Origin of the sequence: Lysinibacillus sp. IITD104, assembly GCF_036698265.2 — a bacterium.
GTDB lineage: Bacteria > Bacillota > Bacilli > Bacillales_A > Planococcaceae > Lysinibacillus > Lysinibacillus boronitolerans.
On sequence record NZ_JBAHYH020000001.1, the window covers coordinates 3,837,785 to 3,858,881 of the forward strand.

At 36.2% G+C, this 21,097-nt stretch carries 14 protein-coding genes; 7 read left to right on the plus strand and 7 right to left on the minus strand.

Annotated elements, in window-relative coordinates; genetic code table 11:
• Positions 1 to 80 precede the first annotated feature (80 nt).
• On the minus strand, positions 81 to 1,148 hold the full coding sequence (locus V1L66_RS19445; protein ID WP_016994943.1) for a glycosyltransferase family 4 protein: 1,068 nt from the start codon (positions 1,146 to 1,148) through the stop codon (positions 81 to 83).
• A gap of 225 nt (positions 1,149 to 1,373) precedes the next feature.
• Here V1L66_RS19445 and secA2 point away from each other — a divergent pair, with 225 nt between their 5' ends.
• Both secA2 and V1L66_RS19455 read left to right on the plus strand, forming a co-directional pair.
• On the plus strand, positions 1,374 to 3,737 hold the full coding sequence (gene secA2, locus V1L66_RS19450) for an accessory Sec system translocase SecA2 (RefSeq protein WP_016994942.1): 2,364 nt from the start codon (positions 1,374 to 1,376) through the stop codon (positions 3,735 to 3,737).
• The gene (locus V1L66_RS19455) at positions 3,737 to 4,636 is read left to right on the plus strand and encodes an accessory Sec system S-layer assembly protein (protein ID WP_036076816.1); all 900 of its coding nucleotides are present in this window, start codon (positions 3,737 to 3,739) and stop codon (positions 4,634 to 4,636) included. Before secA2 ends, V1L66_RS19455 begins: the two co-directional genes overlap by 1 nt.
• Positions 4,637 to 4,719: 83 nt before the next feature.
• On the opposite strand, the gene V1L66_RS19460 is transcribed toward V1L66_RS19455, so the two are convergent.
• On the minus strand, positions 4,720 to 5,613 hold the full coding sequence (locus V1L66_RS19460; protein WP_016993741.1) for a LysM peptidoglycan-binding domain-containing protein: 894 nt from the start codon (positions 5,611 to 5,613) through the stop codon (positions 4,720 to 4,722).
• A gap of 250 nt (positions 5,614 to 5,863) precedes the next feature.
• Here V1L66_RS19460 and brnQ point away from each other — a divergent pair, with 250 nt between their 5' ends.
• Positions 5,864 to 7,183, plus strand: coding sequence for a branched-chain amino acid transport system II carrier protein (brnQ, locus tag V1L66_RS19465; protein ID WP_036074910.1), 1,320 nt, complete (start codon positions 5,864 to 5,866; stop codon positions 7,181 to 7,183).
• Positions 7,184 to 7,354: 171 nt separating this feature from the next.
• Positions 7,355 to 8,722: a S41 family peptidase gene (locus V1L66_RS19470; RefSeq protein ID WP_333006702.1), complete on the plus strand. Its 1,368-nt coding sequence runs from the start codon at positions 7,355 to 7,357 to the stop codon at positions 8,720 to 8,722.
• 38 nt (positions 8,723 to 8,760) lie between these two features.
• Here the strand turns inward: V1L66_RS19470 and V1L66_RS19475 are convergent, their stop codons facing one another.
• Positions 8,761 to 9,360, minus strand: coding sequence for a helix-turn-helix domain-containing protein (locus tag V1L66_RS19475; protein WP_333006700.1), 600 nt, complete (start codon positions 9,358 to 9,360; stop codon positions 8,761 to 8,763).
• 536 nt (positions 9,361 to 9,896) lie between these two features.
• Between V1L66_RS19475 and V1L66_RS19480 the strand changes: the two genes are divergently transcribed.
• Complete coding sequence (locus V1L66_RS19480; protein WP_036074906.1) at positions 9,897 to 10,871, plus strand: proline dehydrogenase family protein; 975 nt, start codon at positions 9,897 to 9,899, stop codon at positions 10,869 to 10,871.
• 66 nt (positions 10,872 to 10,937) lie between these two features.
• Here the strand turns inward: V1L66_RS19480 and V1L66_RS19485 are convergent, their stop codons facing one another.
• Positions 10,938 to 12,275 (minus strand): sigma 54-interacting transcriptional regulator, encoded by a 1,338-nt coding sequence (locus V1L66_RS19485; RefSeq protein ID WP_333006698.1) that lies wholly within the window; start codon positions 12,273 to 12,275, stop codon positions 10,938 to 10,940.
• A 180-nt stretch (positions 12,276 to 12,455) separates the two neighbouring features.
• Between V1L66_RS19485 and pruA the strand changes: the two genes are divergently transcribed.
• Positions 12,456 to 14,000, plus strand: a complete 1,545-nt coding sequence (gene pruA / locus V1L66_RS19490; RefSeq protein WP_257521155.1) for an L-glutamate gamma-semialdehyde dehydrogenase — start codon at positions 12,456 to 12,458, stop codon at positions 13,998 to 14,000.
• A 275-nt stretch (positions 14,001 to 14,275) separates the two neighbouring features.
• A complete protein-coding gene (locus tag V1L66_RS19495; RefSeq protein ID WP_333006696.1) occupies positions 14,276 to 16,246 on the plus strand; it encodes an S-layer homology domain-containing protein in 1,971 nt (656 codons plus the stop codon).
• A gap of 355 nt (positions 16,247 to 16,601) precedes the next feature.
• Here the strand turns inward: V1L66_RS19495 and V1L66_RS19500 are convergent, their stop codons facing one another.
• From V1L66_RS19500 to V1L66_RS19510, 3 genes are all read right to left on the minus strand, one after another.
• Positions 16,602 to 18,518 (minus strand): N-acetylmuramoyl-L-alanine amidase, encoded by a 1,917-nt coding sequence (locus V1L66_RS19500; RefSeq protein WP_333006695.1) that lies wholly within the window; start codon positions 18,516 to 18,518, stop codon positions 16,602 to 16,604.
• Positions 18,519 to 18,749: 231 nt separating this feature from the next.
• On the minus strand, positions 18,750 to 19,661 hold the full coding sequence (locus tag V1L66_RS19505) for a C40 family peptidase (RefSeq protein WP_009371892.1): 912 nt from the start codon (positions 19,659 to 19,661) through the stop codon (positions 18,750 to 18,752).
• Positions 19,662 to 19,882: 221 nt separating this feature from the next.
• The gene (locus V1L66_RS19510) at positions 19,883 to 20,950 is read right to left on the minus strand and encodes an S-layer homology domain-containing protein (RefSeq protein WP_333006691.1); all 1,068 of its coding nucleotides are present in this window, start codon (positions 20,948 to 20,950) and stop codon (positions 19,883 to 19,885) included.
• Positions 20,951 to 21,097: the final 147 nt, after the last annotated feature.

Sequence of the window (21,097 nt, forward strand, 5' to 3'; positions counted from 1 at the left end):
TCACAAATTTAACAATAAAAAATCATTCAAATTCGGATTTCTCACTAATTGAAGCTAGTTATGTCCCAGCCTCTTATATTTTATTTACTAAATATCCGTACAAAATTTAATAATGGTTTGTAGTTTTTACCAGCCAACCCGATAACCTCTACAAAGATTTCAATAGCTGTTAGGATGACCGCTACAAGTAATATAGCTCCCCACACCTTTGCCATAGAGAAAATGATAGCTGCTAATCCAAACATCACTGCAATTCCGTAAATGATTAGGACTGTTTGTCGATGAGTAAAGCCCATATCGAGTAATCGATGGTGTAAATGTGATTTATCTGGGTCAGACCACTTCTTTTTCATACGAACACGACGAACAATCGCAAAGAATGTATCTGAAATCGGAACACCAAGGATAATAATTGGGATGATTAAAGCTACGAATGTAATATTTTTAAAACCAAGTAACGCTAACACAGAAATCATAAATCCAAGGAACAATGCTCCTGTATCACCCATAAAGATTTTAGCTGGGTGGAAATTATAAAATAAGAAACCAAGTGAAGCTACAGCTAAAATGGCTGCTAACGCTAAAACAAACATATTGCTCATAATAAATGCCATGACGGCTAATGTAATCAGTGCAATTGTAGAAACACCTGCAGCTAAACCATCTAAGCCATCAATTAAATTAATGGCATTTGTAATACCGATGATCCAAATAATCGTTAATGGAATACTCAGTAAACCAAAGTCTAATGTACCTAAGAACGGTAGATTAACCATTTCAATTTCAATACCGCCTACAAAAACAACGATCAGTGCTGCAACTAGCTGACCTAGCATTTTTGCTTTAGCGGAAATCTCACGCATATCATCAATAACACCCGTGATCACGATTATACAAGCACCAATAATGATAGCTAATAAAGCCTCGTTACTACCATGTTTCGTATGGACTAAAAATGAGTATAAAATCGTCACGCCAATAATAAAGGCAAGGAAAATGGCTAAACCGCCAAGTCTTGGCATAATTCGAGCATGTACTTTTCGATAGTTTGGTGCATCAACTGCACCTATTCTAAACGCTAAACGTTTCACTAATGGAGTTAACAAAATGGATGCAACGAATGCTGCTATTAAAGACACGTAAAGCATGTCTCTCCTCCTCAAATAAATAATCTACATTGAAATCCAAATTGATTATAGCATGAACAAGCATTGAAATATACTTTTTCTAAACATTTTCCACGATTTCACAAATATTTTGTACATTTTAGCATTAATAGATTCCTATACAGTCAATTGTAGTCATCATACGCAAAATTTGATAGAATAATGGAGTGTCTAGCATGTAGACAACTTTAAAGGAGCGTATATTTCATGTTCTCAATTTTCAAAAGTAACAAAGAGCAAACTAGTGCTCGTCAATTAAAACGCTACTACAAAATAGTAGATCAAATTAACAATCTTGAAGAAAAATATGTTAACAAGTCAGATGCTGAATTACGAGAAATGACTTTTATTTTCAAAGATCAATTAGAACAAGGTGAGCCTATTACATCAATCATCCCAGACGCATTTGCTGTAGTACGCGAAGCCTCAAAGCGTGTATTAGGAATGCGTCATTTTGATGTGCAGCTTATCGGTGGTCTAGTATTAACTGAAGGTAATATTGCTGAAATGCCTACTGGTGAAGGTAAGACACTTGTTGCTTCTCTTCCCTCTTATGTGCGTGCATTAGAAGGTAAAGGTGTTCATGTCATTACTGTTAATGATTACCTAGCGAAACGTGACTATGAGCTAGTCGGTCAAATCCATCGTTTCCTTGGCTTAACTGTCGGTTTAAATGTACCGATGATGGAACCAAGTGAAAAGAAAGAAGCCTACAATGCAGATATTACATACGGTGTGGGTACTGAGTTTGGCTTCGACTATTTACGTGACAATATGGCTTATAGCTTAGCAGATAAAGTACAGCGTCCTTATCACTTCGCTATTATCGATGAAGTGGATAGTGTATTAATCGATGAAGCAAAAACACCGTTAATTATCGCAGGTAAAATGCCTTCTAACGATGAATTGCATCGTATTGCTGCTATGTTAGCGAAACGCTTTAAAGCAGACGAAGATTATGATTTCGATGAAGAAACAAAGGCGACTTCTCTTACAGATAAAGGTATAGAAAAGGTTGAGGCAGCCTTCAATGTAGACAATCTTTATGACTTAGAACATCAAACACTTTTCCATTATGTAATCCAAGCTGTGCGTGCACATGTTATGTTTAAACGCGATGTTGATTACATTGTGAAAGAAGACAAAATTGAGCTTGTTGACATGTTTACTGGTCGTATTTTAGAAGGTCGTTCACTTTCTGATGGCTTACATCAAGCAATTGAAGCTAAAGAAGGCGTAGCCATTACGGATGAAAATAAATCTCAAGCGCAAATTACTATTCAAAACTATTTCCGTATGTATCCTAAGCTTTCTGGGATGACAGGTACAGCGAAAACGCAGGAAAAGGAAATTCGTGAAGTGTACGGCATGGAGGTTATCCAAATTCCAACAAACCGTCCACGTCAACGTGTTGATCAGCCTGATATTATTTTTAGCACACAAGAAGCAAAATATAAGTATGTTGCAGCCGAGGTGAAAAAGCGCCACGAAAAAGGCCAGCCAATTCTTATTGGAACAACATCGATACTACAGTCTGAAACTGTAGCTGAGTATCTAAAAAAGGAAAAATTAACATTCCAATTACTTAATGCAAAAACAGTTGAACAAGAAGTTGAACTTATTTCACAGGCAGGTCAAAAGGGTCGTATTACTGTAGCGACAAACATGGCTGGTCGTGGTACAGATATCATGCTAGGTGATGATGTCCATGAACTTGGTGGTTTATATGTAATTGGGACTGAAAAACATGAAAGCCGCCGTGTAGACAATCAGTTACGTGGACGTTCAGGTCGTCAAGGTGATATAGGTGAAAGCCGCTTCATTCTCTCTATTGAAGATGATATGTTCCGCCGCTACGCAAAAGAAGAAGTAGAAAAATTCTCTGCAAAAATGATTGTAGATGATAAGGGTATTATTCAAAATAAAGAGGTACAAGAGCTTATAGACCGTACACAGCGTATTGTTGAAGGTTCACAGTACGGCATGCGTGAATACAACCTAAAGCTAGACGATGTCATTAATGACCAGCGCACGGTTCTTTATGGCTTACGCGACAAAATTTTAGCTGGTGAAGACTTGATGGGTGAGCTAAAAAAAATGCTTCGTGAAACCGTTGAATTCGCTGTTCATGACGCCGCACCAGAAGATGTATCTTCTATTGATTGGGATTATGATCAAATGGAGTACGCACTTAACTCCCTGTTCATCACACCAGTGACAATCGATCGCGAAGTTGGAAAAGTAAAGCAAATTTTAATGGATGTTCAGCCTTCTGAACAAGAACTGTTAAGTCATATGGAGAAATTTGCTGAAAACGAAAGAGTAATGGAAGTACTTCCACAAATCATGCTTAGCCATATTGATAGCGGTTGGGTAAAGCATTTAGAGGCAATGAGTCATTTAAAAGAAGGAATCGGTTTACGTCACTATCAGCAAGAAGATCCAATGCGTATTTACCAACGCGAAGGACTTGAATTATTCGGTAAAAACTTCCAAGAATTACGTCGTTCAATAATCATTGAAATTACAGGCTTCATGAAAACAGTTGAGGCACAACAGGAGGCACAATAATGGGCTTATTCTCATTCTTTAAAAAATCAGATAAAGTTGTTCAGGAAAACACAATTGATTCAAAAGATTTATTGGGAAATACTGCAAAAAACACTGGTGATAATCGTGATGTAGAAACAAAATTATCTTTCCATCCTGAGTGGGATGTGCCACAAGAACAAAAATACATTTTTAACTTTCTAGCGAATGAGCTAGAACCATTGAAACCAAATCAATTATCACTATCTTCTATTAGTATTGAAGAAGACATACTCACTCGTAAATGGCTTGTTCGTGCATTTTTCCGTTCATCCTTATCCCAAGCAATTGAACTAGGAGAAATTGAACTTTTCATCTTGGATAAAAACGATGAGCTTGTAGCATCTAAAAAATTCGATTTTAAAGCACTAGGTACAATTCCAGCAGAAAGTGCCCGTCCATGGGTGTTTGAGTTTGAAAATGCTACGATTAAAGCCGATGAAGTGCCAGAAGATGGTTGGAAAATTGCCTTTAACCTCGTTTCCCTTCGTGGTCATCAATTAGAATTAGATCCATCATGGGAAGAACAATTACCAGAGGCACAAAAAGAAGAGCTTGCGAAAATCGTCAAAACTCTACCAGAGTTAGGCGAAACAGAGGTAAACTTCACTGGTTTACAAGCAAAACTAGCTGACAATGGTAATTTAAATGCAACCATTTTTATCCGCAATGGACATAAGAAAGCAATCAATTTAGAGCAATTACCGTTAGAAATTATTGATGCAACAGGAAAACAAATTGCAAAAGGTTCATTTAAAATGAATCCAATTTTAACTGTCCAACCAAACTCTACAAAGCCTTGGACATTCATATTCCCAGCAGAGCTTGTTGATGCAAAAGACGCTGACCTCTCTCGTTGGACAGCTCGTGTAACACAATAGCCTAAACCCCCCCTTCTCTTTTAACAGAAGGGGGTTTTGCTAAAATTAAAAGCGATTTTTGCCTAGGCAAAAATCGCTACTTTTTATTTCACATTGTCAAATCGTTTGTAGGCTACTAATTTAGAAGACCAATAAGAGTACGTAACATCTGAAATTTCTACACCATCTGTACCTGCATGAATGAATTTATTATCACCGAGATAAATTCCCATATGAGAAATACCTTCTTTATACGTATTCTCGAAGAATACTAAATCACCAGGTACCGGATTTTCTACATGCGTTGTATTTCCATAAAAATAACCTTCACTGCTTGCTCTTCCTATTTTTAAACCACCCTGATTAAAGGCATAAAAAATAAAACCACTACAATCTAGGCCTACAGGTGTATTTCCACCGTATAGATAGGGTGTTCCAACTAAAGTATTGGCAACTTCAACTGTTTTGTTATAAATCGCTTGTCCATTAGCTGTAGGATCTTTTGAGGTTACTTTTGATGGGGTGCCCGTACCTGAAGTCACATTATTATGTATAGTATCACCATCGGGTATCACTGCGCCTGGAGAAACCTTCAAGACTTGTCCAATAAAAATTGTGTCCTTTTCAAGCTTATTCCAATCCATAATATCCTTAATTGTCACATTATACAGCTTTGCGATTTTTGATAATGTGTCACCTTTCGCTACTGTATGTGAGCTAGTTGTTGGCTTTACAGATGTTGATGGAGTGGAGGGCTTTACTCCCTCATTCTTTGATTGCTTTTGTATCTCAAGCTTTTGAGCTACATAAATCGTATCTTTCGATAGATTATTCCACTTCATAATATCCCCAATCGTGACTTGATGATTTTGGGCGATTTTCGTTAAAGTATCTCCTTTTTGTACAGTATATGTTGCTGCTTCCGCTGTTTGTAATGCTAAAAATGAAGTTGCTAAAGTACTTAGAACAAGAATTCTCCATTTTTTTGTCTTTTGCATACCAAAGTGCCTCCGTTCGTGCTAGAATATTCCCTTGTGTGTCTATCATACTAGATAACTATGGCATGAAAAATCGGAAAAACTGACTATTTTTCAAACATTATAGGAAACTTATAGAATACGACGAAATCCGACTATATTGAAATACTATTTTCGTTGCAAGATTAGTGTTCCTATGATAACATACACTTCTGTATTTAAAATTTTTAGAAAGTTTTAGCTTTTCAATCTTAAAGGAGTTATTATACTTATGAAAAACATCTTGCATTTCATCAAAGGAAATTTAGCAGTAGGATTACTACTATTTGCCTTGTTCTTGGGTGCTGGTAATATTATTTTCCCACCATTATTAGGCCAACAAGCAGGTGAAAACATCACTGTAGCTATGATTGGTTTCCTTATAACAGGTGTTGGTCTACCATTATTAGCGATTGTTGCTGTTGCCAAAGCAGGAGGCGACTTACAACTGCTTGCTAACCGTGTTAGCCCTGCTTTTGGGGTGATTTTCACCTCCATTGTCTACTTAGCAATTGGACCATTCTTTGCTGTACCACGAACAGGATCTGTGTCCTATGAAATAGGCATTGCTCCGTTTCTCTCAGAAGCTATGAGGGATCATTGGGCGCCACTTTTCATCACATCTATTTTGTTTTTTACTTTAATTTTATATTTATCTATTAATCCTTCGAAGCTCGTCGATCGAGTAGGTAAAATTTTAACACCTGCCCTGCTTTTCGTTATTTTATTGCTTGCTGTTAAAAGTTTTATTTCTCCAATGGGAGAACCAGGAGAAGCTGTTGGCAACTATAAAGTGTCACCTTTAGCTGAAGGCTTTGTACAAGGTTACTTAACGATGGATGTTCTAAGTGCTCTTGTTTTTGGTATCGTCATTTTACAGGCCCTGCGTGATATGGGGATGAAGGATACAAGAAAACAAGTAAAAACTACGATTTTTGCGGGTGTCGTTGCCGCTATTGGTTTATCCTTTGTTTATATCTCTCTAGGGCATATTGGTAACACAAGTATCACTGCAATTGGTATCTCTGATAATGGCGGAAATATTATTGCAAAATCAGCTGAGGTACTCTTTGGTAGCCTTGGAAGTATTATTTTGTCTGCGACTATTTTACTAGCATGTATATCAACGGCTGTTGGTTTATTAACTGCTAATGCACAATTTTTCCATAAACTCTTCCCTCAAATTTCATACAAAACGTTTTTAGTGGTCTTCACTATTTTTAGTGCAGCTATTACAAATGTGGGACTTTCAACAATAATTAGTGCATCACTACCTGTGCTATTAATCATTTATCCTTTAGCTATGGTGTTAATGGTCTTGTCACTAGCAGATCACTTCTTTAAAGGTGGACAAATTGTTTATATTTTAGCGCTCGTTCCAACTTTCCTTGTCAGTCTATATGATGGCTTAAAACAAATGAAAGTTGAAATTACGCCTTATGAAACTATCCTGAAAGCATTGCCAATGTATGAACAAAATTTAGGGTGGCTTTTACCAGCTATTGTGGGCGCAGTAATCGGTTTTATTATTCATAAATTGAAAAATAAATAATTTATAAGAATCTACTTGCCTATAGCGACAAGTAGATTCTTTTTCTAGTCCACCACGATAGCTATAGCTTCATGTATAATAAAAATCAGATACTCAATTGCATAATGTAACCATCCAATTAATACCATAAAATGCTACATTTTATTTTGAGTTCTAGAAAAGAGGTGTCCAATGAAAAAGTTAATATGGTCATTCGCATTTGTTCTAGGCTTCTTCCTTCTCCCTTTTACAAGCACTCAAGCGGCTGAAAATGATCAACAGCTTATCAAGGAGATTAAGGAGATTGTTAAAGATACTTATGTTGGAACAATTGATGGAAACTTAGAGAAGGCTACATCCATCTCAGAAATCATGGATATGCTTGATCCTTACTCAACCTACTTCACTAAACAAGAATTTGAAAATTATATGAATAGCATTAACCTATCTACTATAGGTATAGGTGTGGTGATTGAAGAACACGAAGATGGCATTCATATTTTACAAGTAATCGAAGGCAGTGGCGCATTTGAGGCTGGGGTTCAGGCTGGAGATATTATCATTGGCGTTAATGGTGAATCCATTATCGGGCGTTCTACACAAGAGACCTCCTCCCTTTTAATCGGTAATGAAGGGACTAAGGTAGAAGTTACATTAAAGAATAGTGATGGTTCAAAAACTACTAAAACTATTACACGTAAAAAATTCACATTACCGAATGTACAAACTGATCTGCTATTTGGAAATGTGGGCTATATTTCGTTGGCTTCCTTTTCAGAGGATGGTGCACAGCTTGTCAAAAATGCGCTGATAGACTTAAAAAAACGTGGTGCAACATCGTTTATCTTAGATTTACAAAATAATGGTGGCGGTTATGTGACAACAGCTGAAGAACTTACAGGATTATTTCCATCTGCTAAAGTTGCCTATTTATTAGAAGAAGCACACGCCTCTTATACCATACCAGCAGTTCAACAAGATACAAAGTTTCCTAAAGATACCCGTATTCTTGTAAACCGCTATAGTGCAAGTGCTTCTGAAATGCTTTCCGCATCACTAAAAGACCAGAAAGCTGCTATTTTATACGGAGAAACAACCTATGGGAAAGGTGCTATGCAAGGTTTTTACACATTACAGGATGGAAGCTATTTAAAGCTTACAGTTGGTAAATTTACGGGTCCTGCGGGTCATACTATTCATGAAGTCGGCGTTAAGCCAAATGTTCAAACCACAACAGCACCTATTTTCCAGGCACATTATGATGCATTGAAGGAGAAATATCCTAAATATAAACAACTTACCACGGTAAAAAATATAGCTGATACACAAAAATTTACAGTGAAAATTCCTACAGGGCTTACTTCACAAATCGCTAAGAGCAACATTCAACTGGCCGCTTTAGGAGCTAGGGAAGTACCTGTAGCAGTTAAATTGGAAGGGCGTTCAATAACGGTTACACCTAAGACAGCTTTATCACCGAACCAGGAATATATGCTACTTATCCATCCAAAGAGCAAAGGTCAAAAAGGCTACTATCAGCATATAAAAATAAGCAATTAAAAAAACTGTCATCGATAGTAAGTATCGATGACAGTTTTTTAAATCACTTCTTTGGTTTTCCAAAAATATAATTGTACAATATCATTTGCAAGTTCTGCAGGTAACCTCTTTTCTTCTAATAAATTTGTGATGATGAGTCTTTCTATTGAGCCTACTAAACTATCTATCATGATTTTTATATCCACACTATACAATTGTAGATCTTTGTCACAATCATGCAGATAAATAAGGTGAATCAATTGCTGTGTCATTTGGTTTTTCACCAAATGTGCTTGCTTGGATTCAATAAAACCTATTTTTGTTAATTCAGGATTTTCCATTATGTATACGAACAAGTTCAATAACTTTTGCTCTAATAGCGTGATAAAACCCTGTAATCCATATTCAATAATGTCAGTTGACTTACTATTCATTACTGCCAAGAATCCGCTTTGAAATTGCGCATTCAAATCGTTATAAAGAGCATCCTTGCTTTTAAAATAGAGATAAAAAGTAGGCTGAGTTACATTGGCAGCCTTTACAATGTCACTAATTTTTGTGTGATGATAACCTTTATCAGAAAATAGCTCTATCGCTTTTTCAAGTAATAGTTGTTTACTTTGTTCGCCATTTGAATTAAATTTTCTGCCTCTTGCCATACTTTCCACCTTATCTTAGTTTAGAGTAGTCATATTCCCTTTTGTATTGCTTATATAGACACACTATTCTAAATCAAAAGTAACTATAAATTCACAAAACGTACATAATTTAATCTTGATTATATACCATTTTATTATAATACACCCTGTTTTTTTTTACTATAAACTACTATTAATATGATATTTATATTGAAAAATGAAAAAGTGGATATCTAAGAATCACTTCAAAGAATACCCACTAATAAATTATATTAAAATAATAATTATATATTTTAAGTCCTAAATACCATCATGCCTATGGGCAAATTAAGACATATACTAATTAACATAAAGCAAATCTTTTATTTTGAAAAGTCCTTTTTTTTGAAAAAAATTTTTAATTTTTATTTTTTTCATGAAAAAGTCAATGACTGCAATAGTTTTATCTCACTAACTGGCTTTGAAAAATATTTTTTCTGAAAATCAAACCATTTTACTTTTCAAAAAAAGTGTTATAATCGCCAAGAATTTAAAATTTTCATTCTTGGAGGCATATGATGGTATTACGTGACTTTTTCATTTACTTATCAGAGAACAAATTGTTAAACAGCGCTGCACAAAAGTATGGTTTAAAAATGGGTGCCCAAAGTGTTGTTGCTGGCACAAGTTTACCAGAAGTTGTGCAATCGATTAAAGAATTAAACAAGGCTAATATTTCTTGTACAGTCGATAATCTAGGCGAGTTCGTCTACGAAAAATCAGAGGCAACTGCTGCCAAAAATAATATTTTAGCTGTTGTACAAGCTATTCATGATGAACAGCTTGATGCACATATATCACTTAAACCTTCACAATTAGGTTTAGATATTGATTACGCATTTTGCTATGAAAACTTAAAAGAAATTGTGGCTCTTGCACATCAATATAATATTTTCGTGAATTTTGATATGGAAAACTACGAGCGTTTACATAGCTCTTTTGAATTATTAGAGGAATTACACAAAGAGTATGATAACGTAGGAACAGTTATTCAAGCTTACTTCTTCGAATCAGAGGAAAATATTGAGAAATACAAAAACTTCCGCTTACGTATTGTAAAAGGTGCTTATAAAGAACCTGAAAATGTGGCTTATCAATCAAAAACTGATATTGACCATAATTACTTAAAACTAATTGAATATCATTTGCTACATGGTAAATTCACTTCGATTGCGACACACGACCATAATGTGATCAACCATGTAAAGCAATTTGTGAAACAACACAATATTCCAAATGAAAAATTCGAATTCCAAATGCTATACGGTTTCCGTAAAGAAATGCAGCTAGATCTTGCACGTGAGGGTTATAACTTCTGCACATATCTTCCATTCGGTAACGATTGGTACGGTTACTTTATGCGTCGTTTAGCAGAGCGCCCACAAAATGTAGCACTTGTAACAAAACAGGTATTTAACAAAAAAACGAACATGGCAATTGGCTTAGGAGCAGCAGCATTTGCCCTTGGTCGCCTTTCAAAAAAAGGGAAATAATTACACAAGCTAGAGACTATTCATCAGTTTAGTTTTGGGAACCTATCCAAAAAAGCGAAAACATCGTTAATCAATGTTTTCGCTTTTTTTATTGAGCTTATAGTTTTTAACACGATATTGGAGACTTTGTCGACGAATCCCCAATGCAGCAGCCGTTTTAGAAATATTTCCTTGATGAAAATCTAATGCCTTTGAAATATAGTACTCCTCTACCTCTTTCATATAGACATCTAATGGTCGAATATCCTGTTGATTTTTAATGACAAACAAATCACTCGTAGAAACCTCTTTTTCCGTCTCCTCACAAGCGCTTTGGATTTTCCATTTAAAATGCACGGGCAGCATATGTGATTCCACTATCGTTTCATTGGTGATCAATGAGGTAATTTCATCCAGCAAGACTTCTAATTCCTTTAAATTTCCCGGCCAATCGTATTTTAAAAAAGTATCTCGCACTTCATCTGAAAGCCCTTGAATAGATGAGCCAAAGCTATCACGATGCCTTTTGAAATAATCATCGATAAAAGGCATAATATCCTCTTTTCTTTCTCGTAAAGGAGGCACATAAATCGTAATACCAGAAAAAAGACGGTAAAGCTTTTTGGATAGCTCATGCTTTTGAATTAAATCAATTGGATCTTTGCCAACACTAGCAATTAAAACATGCTGATGATTAGGATGATTATTTAAAAGTTCAACAATCTTTTCTTGTGCCTCTAGAGATAAATATTCAATGCGCTCAGCAAAGAAGGTTATTTTCTCCTTTTCCACAATATATTTTTCAAATTGCTTTAATACTGTTTTCTCATCTCGACGGCAAATTAAAGCAATAAACATATCATTTTGCACCTTTAGGTCATGATGTATTCCCTCAGCAACCATATCAATCCCAGTACCTGATTCCCCTATCAACACAACAGGCATTCTACTTAGCGCCACAATTTTTGCTTTTTCAATGACATCCTTCATGACGGGTGACACAGCCGTGATGATGTCAAATGTCAATGGTGCGCCATATCTTCTTAGAGGCTGATACATCATGTATTCAAGCTGTGTTATATCTCGGGCAAATTCCACAGCGCCTATTAAAGAGCCTTCATAGTGCAACGGATAAATATTGCTTATGTAGGTCACTTCTTGATTTTTTTTATTCCAATACGTTTTTTTTATATTGTGCACTGGCGTTTCAGAGCTGAGGACCTTATAAATATCACTTTTTTCGATTTCAAAATCAATAATCTCTAAGGCTCGCCTCTCCTCAAACTCATCCTCATTGACGCCTTCCAATTCTCTCATTTTTTTATTGTATATAAGCAATTTACCCTCTGTGTCTACCACACAAATGCCCATATCGCCTTTTTCAATGACGTATTTATAAATACTTAGTAGTACCTTGTTATCCATTTTGTCCTCCTGTAATCCATTAAGCTTATTCTAACACCAATATGAAAAGCAGATGCAAAAATTAAAAAAGTTTTAAAATTTGAGTTGATTAATGCCAAATTATATTGCATTATATAATTAACACAATCTTAAGAGGTGCATAATCATTTGGCACCATTTATCCATGGGGAGGAAACTGACATGATTCCATACAAACACGAACCATTCACAGATTTTTCACAAGAGGCAAACTACAATGCTTATGTAGAGGCTTTAAATAAAGTTGAAGGTTACTTAGGTCAAGACTATCCACTCATTATCGGTGGCGAGCGCATTACAACAGAAGATAAAATCGTTTCGTACAATCCTGCAAAGAAAACAGAAGTCATTGGTCGCGTGTCAAAAGCGAGCAAAGATTTAGCTGAAAAAGCGATGCAAGCGGCAGATGAAACATTCAAAACGTGGAAAAAAGTTGATCCAGCGATTCGTGCGGACGTTCTATTCAAAGCGGCAGCAATCGTACGTCGTCGTAAACATGAATTCTCAGCTTTATTAACAAAAGAAGCTGGTAAACCATGGGCAGAGGCTGATGCAGATACAGCAGAAGCAATCGACTTCATGGAATACTACGGTCGCCAAATGCTACGCATTAAAGACGGGCAACCAGTCGAAAGTCGTCCAGGCGAATACAACCGTTATGACTACATTCCATTAGGAATCGGTATCGTGATTTCCCCTTGGAACTTCCCATTTGCCATCATGGCTGGTACAACAGTCGCTGCTTTAGTAACAGGGAATACAGTGTTATTAAAACCAGCTTCAACAACGCCAGTTGTAGCATATAAATTTATCGAAGTATTAGAAGAAGCGGGTCTTCCAGCAGGAGCGGTGAACTTCGTACCAGGTTCTGGTGCTGAAGTAGGTGACTACTTAGTTGATCATCCTAAAACACGCTTCATCAGCTTCACAGGTTCACGTGATGTCGGCTTACGTATCAACCAACGTGCATCTGTATTAAACGAAGGCCAAATTTGGATTAAACGTGTCATCGCTGAAATGGGCGGTAAAGATACAATCGTAGTGGATAAAGAAGCAGATTTAGAATTAGCTGCACAATCCATCGTGAAATCAGCATTTGGTTTCTCAGGTCAAAAATGTTCAGCATGTTCTCGTGCTGTCATCGTAGAAGATGTGTATGAGCAAGTGGTAAATCGCGTAGAAGAGTTAACAAACGCTTTAACAGTGGGTGACCCAACTGATTACAGCAACTTCATGGCAACAGTAATTGACCAAGCAGCATTCAATAAAATTACAGAGTACATTGAAATCGGTAAAGGCGAAGGTCGTTTAGTAGCTGGTGGTACAGCAGATGATTCAGTCGGCTACTTCGTACAACCAACTGTATTCGCGGACGTAGATCCTTCTGCTCGTATTATGAAGGAAGAAATCTTCGGACCAGTGGTAGCCATTGCAAAAGCAAAAGATTTCGACCATGCGATTGAAATTGCAAACGATACAGAATACGGTTTAACAGGCGCTGTTATCACAACAAACCGTATGAACCTAGAAAAAGCACGTGAAGAATTCCATGTAGGAAACCTTTACTTCAACCGTGGCTGTACAGGTGCAATCGTAGGTTACCAACCATTTGGTGGCTTCAACATGTCAGGTACAGATTCAAAAGCAGGTGGCCCAGACTACCTACAACTGCATATGCAAGCAAAAACAACTTCAGAAATGCTTTAATTTTTACTTCAATAAAATGCCGTACATTGTTTCTTAGTAAGCAATGTACGGCATTATTTTTTGGGGATAAAACAAATGACATATATAATAGAAGAAACTCATGTGAATTTCGGTTCACTTTCCTTCCCCTATTTAAAACTAACTTTCACACCAAATTACAAAAGCATACTTATTGCCTATAAAACGCTGGTATATTTTATGGCATTTCTAACATTTGACCCTTATCTTGATTGTGTAACTTTGTTAAAATGATATCAGTTTAGGAGGGTAAAACTATGAAAAAACTATCAATTTTTATGTTGCTCATGATGCTTGTTAGTCTAGTCATTTGGCAGCCTCAATCTGTCTATGCAGACGAGCTATCAGGACATATGCATGAAAGTGGTCTACGCTATTTAATTCAGAAAGATGCATTACTAAAGGATGCAAATGGAAGCTATCGTCCAAATGCTACGGTTACACGCGGTGAATTCGCCACATACATAGCAAAAGCATTAAATTTGGACACAAAGAACGAGATAACGTTTACAGATGTGTCAGACACGTATTTATTTGCAAATGAAATTAAGCTTGCCGCTACTGCCGGAATTATTACTGGCTATACGGATGGCTCATTTAAGCCAGATGACCGTATTTCAAGAGAGCATATGGCAGTGATGCTAATCAGAGCAGTTGATTATTTAAAAATACCAAAAGGTACTTCTTCTATTACCTTCAAAGACAATGCAACTATTTTTAAAGATTTCCGTCAGGATGTTGCAATCGGTGCACAATTAGGACTTATTAAAGGAAGCTCCAATGGCATGTTTTTACCAAGAGACAATGCCACAATTGGTGAGGCATCGACATTTATTCTACGATTAATTCTTCTTGCTGATCAGCTTGAAGCTGGTAAAAATGAAAACAATGGTAACTCCGAAAATAATGGTAATACTAATAATAATGGGAACAACAATAATACTGGTAATAACGGTAATACTACTGCATATATCGTCAAAGAAGTTTCCAATGGTAACTTGGTAGACAAACAAACCTTTACTAGCTTTGAAGCAGCTGAAAAGGCGATGACGACTAGTTCCTTAGTGATTACTCAAAATGATAAAATTATTAAAATGACTTCAGGTTATGTTGTAACGAATAATTATGTTGCTCTAAATTCTGAAACGATTAAGGATCAAATCGCAGTTGCGGGTAATACAGAAATGGAGTATCTAGGTAGTGATGCCACACAAGTAAAAGTACGCTTAGCTGGTCATACTGGCTATTTAAAGCAGGCTGACGTTACCTTAATTCCTTCTGCTTTAGTGAAAGGCCGTTCTTATTACACAAATGAGTACGGTGAAATAAAACATACTTTATATGATTATAAAACTAATAAATATTCTGCTAGTTACGTGTATGGCAAGGCACCTAGCTTTATGAAGCAGGGTGAGAAATACTTTAGCTGGGATGGCATCAACTTTACCAATGCTGATGGTTCTTCAAAGGGAGAAGCCTATAACTACTATCAGTTCTTACCAGCTCGTGCAGCAACTCAATATACAGCAGATGAGCTAGATCAATATATTGTGGGAAAATTAGCAGAGGTTGAAAGCTCAGGTGCTTCGATTTATAAAAATGCCACAACTAAAAGTAAACTACTTGGTTTAGGCTCTGTATTAAAAGAAGTGGAAGCCAATTCTCATATCAATGCTATGCTTATTTTATCTCTAGCACAGCATGAGAGTGCCTATGGTATGAGTGATCACGCGCAAAACCTAAACAATCTATTTGGATTATATGTCTATGATACGAATCCTCTGAACAAGAAGTTTGATAGTGTCGAAGCCAATATTTATGAGTTGGTTGAAAAATTCTTACAGCCAAATTATATTACGCCAGGTGGACGTTATACCAATGGCGCAGTTGTTGGCTCTAAGGCTATCGGCTTCAATGTAAAATACGCTTCAGATCCATTCTGGGGCGCAAAAATTGCAGGACATTACTATCGTGCAGAAAAAGCTTTAGGCTTTAAAGATGCAAATAATCCTTATAAAATCGCTCTCACAACAACTGCTGGACTAAATGTTCGTGCAGATGCATCAACAAGTCAAAGTCCACTTTTCACATTTAGTAAAAGTAATATGCCTGTCATCGTTACAGATACAAGCTCAAATGGTTGGTATCAAATTGTTTCAGATAAACTAAACACTGAACCTGGATATATAAGTAAGGATTATATTAAATTCATCAATACCGTGAAATAACGTAAATGGCTGTCTCTTAATAAATGAGACAGCCATTTACTGTTGTTGAAAAAAGATAAAGTTACTGGCAAAAAGGCCTTTTTATAAGGCAGGAGGTTGATTTCCGTTTCGCCAGGGTCTCATCTGTGACGCTAGCGCGTTGGCTCCTCTCCAATCACCCATGTGCAAAAGTGTCTTTTCCTTATCTTTCATACTAGCTAGCTAGCAAGCAATCTAATTAGCTTTTATTTGTATGATTAGAGAAAATTTTATGGCCATTTTATCAATTAGTTTGTATTTTTCTTATATGGGTATATAGAGAATAAGAAAAACGATTCCAAAGGCTAGCACATCTTTGGAATCGTCTCTTAATCAATTATTGTTTTTTATAATATTGCAAAATACCATTATAAATAGATTCTGCAAATAATTTAACGTATTGATCATTTGTCATTTTACTGTTATCCTCTGCATTCGTTAAGAAACCAAGTTCTACTAGAATAGAAGGGATCACCATATTACGAATTACGTAGTATTGCTCTTGCTTGACACCACGATTTTTCATATTTAAATTGTTGACAATTTGATTATTAACAAATGTCGCTAAATCAATGTCTTCCTGATACATATCTCCTGTAGATATTGCATAATATGTTTCAGTACCAGACGCTGACGTATTAGCAGCAGAGTTGACATGAACACTTACAAAAATTTCACCATAGTTTGCTTGTGTAAAGTCTACGCGATCTTGTAAGGATGGATACGTATCACCAGTACGTGTCATATAAACTTTTGCACCAGCATTCTCTAGTAATTGTTTCACTTGTATGCTGACTTTTAATGTAATGTTCTTTTCAGAAGCAGAGCCCTTTACTGTACCTGGATCTTTACCACCATGACCTGGGTCTAGGATGATAATACGATTTTGTAAAGGTTTAGCTGTTTGATTTAATAGTTTCAAATAAGACTTGTGAACATAGCCTGATTGGCCATTATAGGTGATTTCTGCCCAGTAACCATTGATGTTATTAACTTGGACATACTCTCCTTTATTCAGCTTAAATAACACGGCTGATGTAGAGTTACTTTGACTGCGAACATTTAAATTAGCTACCGTTACTCTTCCTAGCACATCACCAGAAGCTGGTGGTGTTGGATTTGGATTTGGATTTGGCTTTTCTTCCTCCACAATATCCGTAGTGCTATTCGCTACAATATAACCTGGTAAACCATTTACTTGTGTTAAGTAGTAGCCACCTGTTGTTTTGTAAACGGGAAGCTTTTCGTTCGCTTTAATCGATGAAATTACTTTTGCTGAAGATGTAGGCTTCACATATAAATTGACAGCATTTTTTGTCGTTACTTCTTTTTCGACTGTTCCTAACGCATTACCATCTGCATCTACAAATTCTGCATATTGCTTATAGATGTAGGCATATGCGCCTTTATAAGTAACCTTTAGCCAATTACTTTCAACAGCGTAGACTGATAATTTACCGCCTGTATTGACTTTGCCTACAATGTTCGTGCTTGAAGTAGAATCTTTTGTCTTACGGATGTTTAACCCATCTGTAGTGACCTTCACTAAGCCAATAACTTGTGATGTATCTGGAACTTGTACACCTTTTACAGGAAGCTCTAATCGATATTTTTCACTGTTTGCACGTGCAACGAATAATGAAAATTGAGAACGTGTTACAGTGCTATTCGGTAAATACGTATTACCTGTTCCGTTGGTAATGCCATTATAATAGATTGTATTGATGTATTTCACATATTCATGTGTAATTCCTACATCTGTAAAAGGTGAGTCGATCCCCTCATACTCACTAGTATCTAAATTAAAAGCCTTTGTTAATACATAACTCATTTCTCCACGAGTTAGAGGCTTATTTGGTAAGAATTGACCTTTTATATTTTTGTCGAAAAATCCTAGCTGTACAGCACGTTCTATATAACCTGACATTTCAGTGCCGACTGTAACATCTGAAAAGCTAGATTTATTTACAACTAATGGTTTATTACCAGAGGCAACAACAACCATTTTAGCTGCTTGTCCTCTTGTAACACTATTATTTGGGCCAAAGACTCTCTTACCATTCACAAAGTAACCTTGAATTACCCCCAAATTTACTAAATAATTAATTTCTTCATAGGCTGGGTGATTTTTAGTAACATCTTCAAATGTTATATTTGAATTGTTAGCTGCACTGACACTTGCACTATGTATCGTAAACATAGAAGCCGAAATGAATAAGACGCACAAGATAAGACTAATTTTTTTGATGTTCAATGTCTTATTTCCTCCCTTCTTGTTCTCTTAACGTGTCCATTTTAACAAAATTAGCTAAATAAAGCATCATACAATAGAACTGTTAAAATTTAATTTTCCAATTCACATCCTTTCCTACAAAATTATCATAAAAATAGAAGAGTCTGCTATTGCAAACCCTTCTTCCATTATACGCTATTCAAAAGATCATTTCTTGCAATCTATGACACAATTAAAGTGTTAACTATGAACTTATTGTTGAATTCTTTCAATAAATACTTTTAATTGTTCGATTTTTAGTAATTCATCAGAACCGAAGCTACCGTCTCCGTCACCATTTGTAATGCCATTTGACGCTAGAGTAGAAACATATTCATTAGCCCAGCTCTTTTGAGGCACATCACTAAAAGCTACACTTCCACCATTATTTTCAAGACCAAATGCTAGCACTAATACTTTAGCAATTTGTGCACGCGTAATTGGTGAAGACGGGTTGAATTTACCATTTGCATCGCCTTCAAAGATACCTAATTTTGCTACAGCTGCAATAGCACCTGCATGAGCATATGTAGGTTTTACATCTACGAAACTAGTAGTAGTATCAGATGTATCTAAGTTTAAAGCTTTTGCAATTTGTACTGCTACCTCTGCACGAGAAGCATATACGGAAAAGTCAATAGCTGCTTGTTTTACTTCAGCCTGTTGTTGAGCATCAAATGTTGCTACACGTTTAGCACCTACATAACGATCGCCCCAATAATATGGGTCATTAACATTTGAATAGCTTACACCTTGACCAGTTTGAGAGTGGATCATTTTACCATCACCTATGTATATCCCCACATGTGAAATACCACTACCACTTGTATTGAAAAATACTAAATCGCCAACTTGAAGATCACTCTTGGCAACTGCAGTACCTTGTTGATATTGAGATCCCGACGTACGGTTTAATTGAATGCCTAAGTCTGAAAATACTTTAGAAGTAAAGCCAGAGCAATCAAAACCGCTTGTTGTTGTACCGCCGTATTTATATGGAACACCTAAATATTTAGAAGCTGTATCAGTTAAATCTGCTTTAGACGCTGCTTCAGCAGTATTAATATTAGTAGTTGAAAATAACATAAATGATGCAAAAATCGGTAATAACCATTTCTTATTCATACTTTTGTTATACCCCTCTCAAAACTTTTTTGCCTATACATAGACTATCACAAAAGAGGCGAATGTTATTTTTCAATTGTGTAACGGTTTTAGACAGCAAAAAAACGCTGTAATACCAACGTTTGGTGGTATTTCCAGCGTTAAAAAGGGGATTTTTTTATCGTAATTTGGAACTTTCGTAACATTTCTGTAATATTAGCGATTCTTTGTTACACAACAACTTATTGACTAGAGAACATTTGGACCCAATAGTAATTTCCTTTGCTATCCTGTGCAATTGCAACACCTGTGTTCGTATAGTGCTCTTTTAAAATATTATCTCGATGGCTAGGTGAAGCCATCCATGCCTTAACAGCAATTTCAGGTGTTTTAATATTTCTAGCAATATTCTCTCCAAAACTTGTATAATTGTAATCAAATAATGTCGCTAAATCCCAGGGTGCCCCATAAAATGGAGAAACGTGTTCAAAATAATGGCGATTTACCATGTCCTGCGCTTTAATAATGGCAATTTGTGTAAGTTTCGAATCATAAGCAACAGGTTCTAGCTTATTCTTCTGTCTTTCAACATTTATTAATTCAATCACCTTTTTTGACCACTCAGAAGAAAGGTTTACAGTTGGGATATAATCCTTTGCTAGATAGTCATAGGCTACTTCCAATGCCTTAATTTTTTGTTGAAAAATCATGCTTCGCTCAACAAAAACAGCAAACTGTGCACGTGTTACCAATTGGTCAGGTGCAAAATGTTTAGCATCCACCCCACCAATAATGCCGATATCTGCTAAGGATTCGATATAATCTTTTGCCCAATGAGTACGCGTAATATCCGCAAACTGGCTATTATTTTTGCTATCTACTTTAATTTGGTAAGCTAGTGCTAGCATTTTTGCCACCTGCATACGCTTTAAAGGCTCTTCTGGATGAAAGGCCTCACTCTTTTGAATGACTCCCAGTTTAACAAGCTGGCAAATTTCCTTGTAATATGGATGCGTTATAGGAACATCCTTGAATTTAACAGGGTTCTCAATGTCAATGTTAGTTTGAAGAGAGCGAGCAATGGCAGCGGCAGCCTCTGCCCTTGTAATAGCTTGCTCTGGCTTAAAAGTGTTGTCGTGATATGTAGTCATATATTGTTTTGTGAGCATATGTTGAATCGAGGCATTTGCCCAGTATGAATTTGTCACATCTACTGCCTTAGCAGACGCTGCTTCTACTTGACTAAAACTAGTTAAACTTCCTACGGTTGCAGCTATTGAAAGTACCATTATACTCAATAATTTTTTCAACAGGGCGACCTCCTCACGTTGGCAAAATGAAAATGTATCAAATGGTACCTCCCAATCAAAGCGACCATTTATACTATAAGATACGAATTTCAGATGATATAGTTTCACTTTTTTGGAAATTAATATTAGGATTCATTTTTTCTTACT

Coding starts and splice junctions, on each gene's coding strand:
- brnQ (WP_036074910.1), top strand. CDS start 5,864: ATGAAAAACATCTTGCATTTCATCAAAGGAAATTTAGCAGTAGGATTA.
- V1L66_RS19485 (WP_333006698.1), bottom strand. CDS start 12,275: ATGGATAACAAGGTACTACTAAGTATTTATAAATACGTCATTGAAAAA.
- V1L66_RS19495 (WP_333006696.1), top strand. CDS start 14,276: ATGAAAAAACTATCAATTTTTATGTTGCTCATGATGCTTGTTAGTCTA.
- V1L66_RS19505 (WP_009371892.1), bottom strand. CDS start 19,661: ATGAATAAGAAATGGTTATTACCGATTTTTGCATCATTTATGTTATTT.
- V1L66_RS19470 (WP_333006702.1), top strand. CDS start 7,355: ATGAAAAAGTTAATATGGTCATTCGCATTTGTTCTAGGCTTCTTCCTT.
- secA2 (WP_016994942.1), top strand. CDS start 1,374: ATGTTCTCAATTTTCAAAAGTAACAAAGAGCAAACTAGTGCTCGTCAA.
- V1L66_RS19445 (WP_016994943.1), bottom strand. CDS start 1,148: ATGCTTTACGTGTCTTTAATAGCAGCATTCGTTGCATCCATTTTGTTA.
- V1L66_RS19475 (WP_333006700.1), bottom strand. CDS start 9,360: ATGGCAAGAGGCAGAAAATTTAATTCAAATGGCGAACAAAGTAAACAA.
- V1L66_RS19455 (WP_036076816.1), top strand. CDS start 3,737: ATGGGCTTATTCTCATTCTTTAAAAAATCAGATAAAGTTGTTCAGGAA.
- V1L66_RS19460 (WP_016993741.1), bottom strand. CDS start 5,613: ATGCAAAAGACAAAAAAATGGAGAATTCTTGTTCTAAGTACTTTAGCA.
- pruA (WP_257521155.1), top strand. CDS start 12,456: ATGATTCCATACAAACACGAACCATTCACAGATTTTTCACAAGAGGCA.
- V1L66_RS19480 (WP_036074906.1), top strand. CDS start 9,897: ATGGTATTACGTGACTTTTTCATTTACTTATCAGAGAACAAATTGTTA.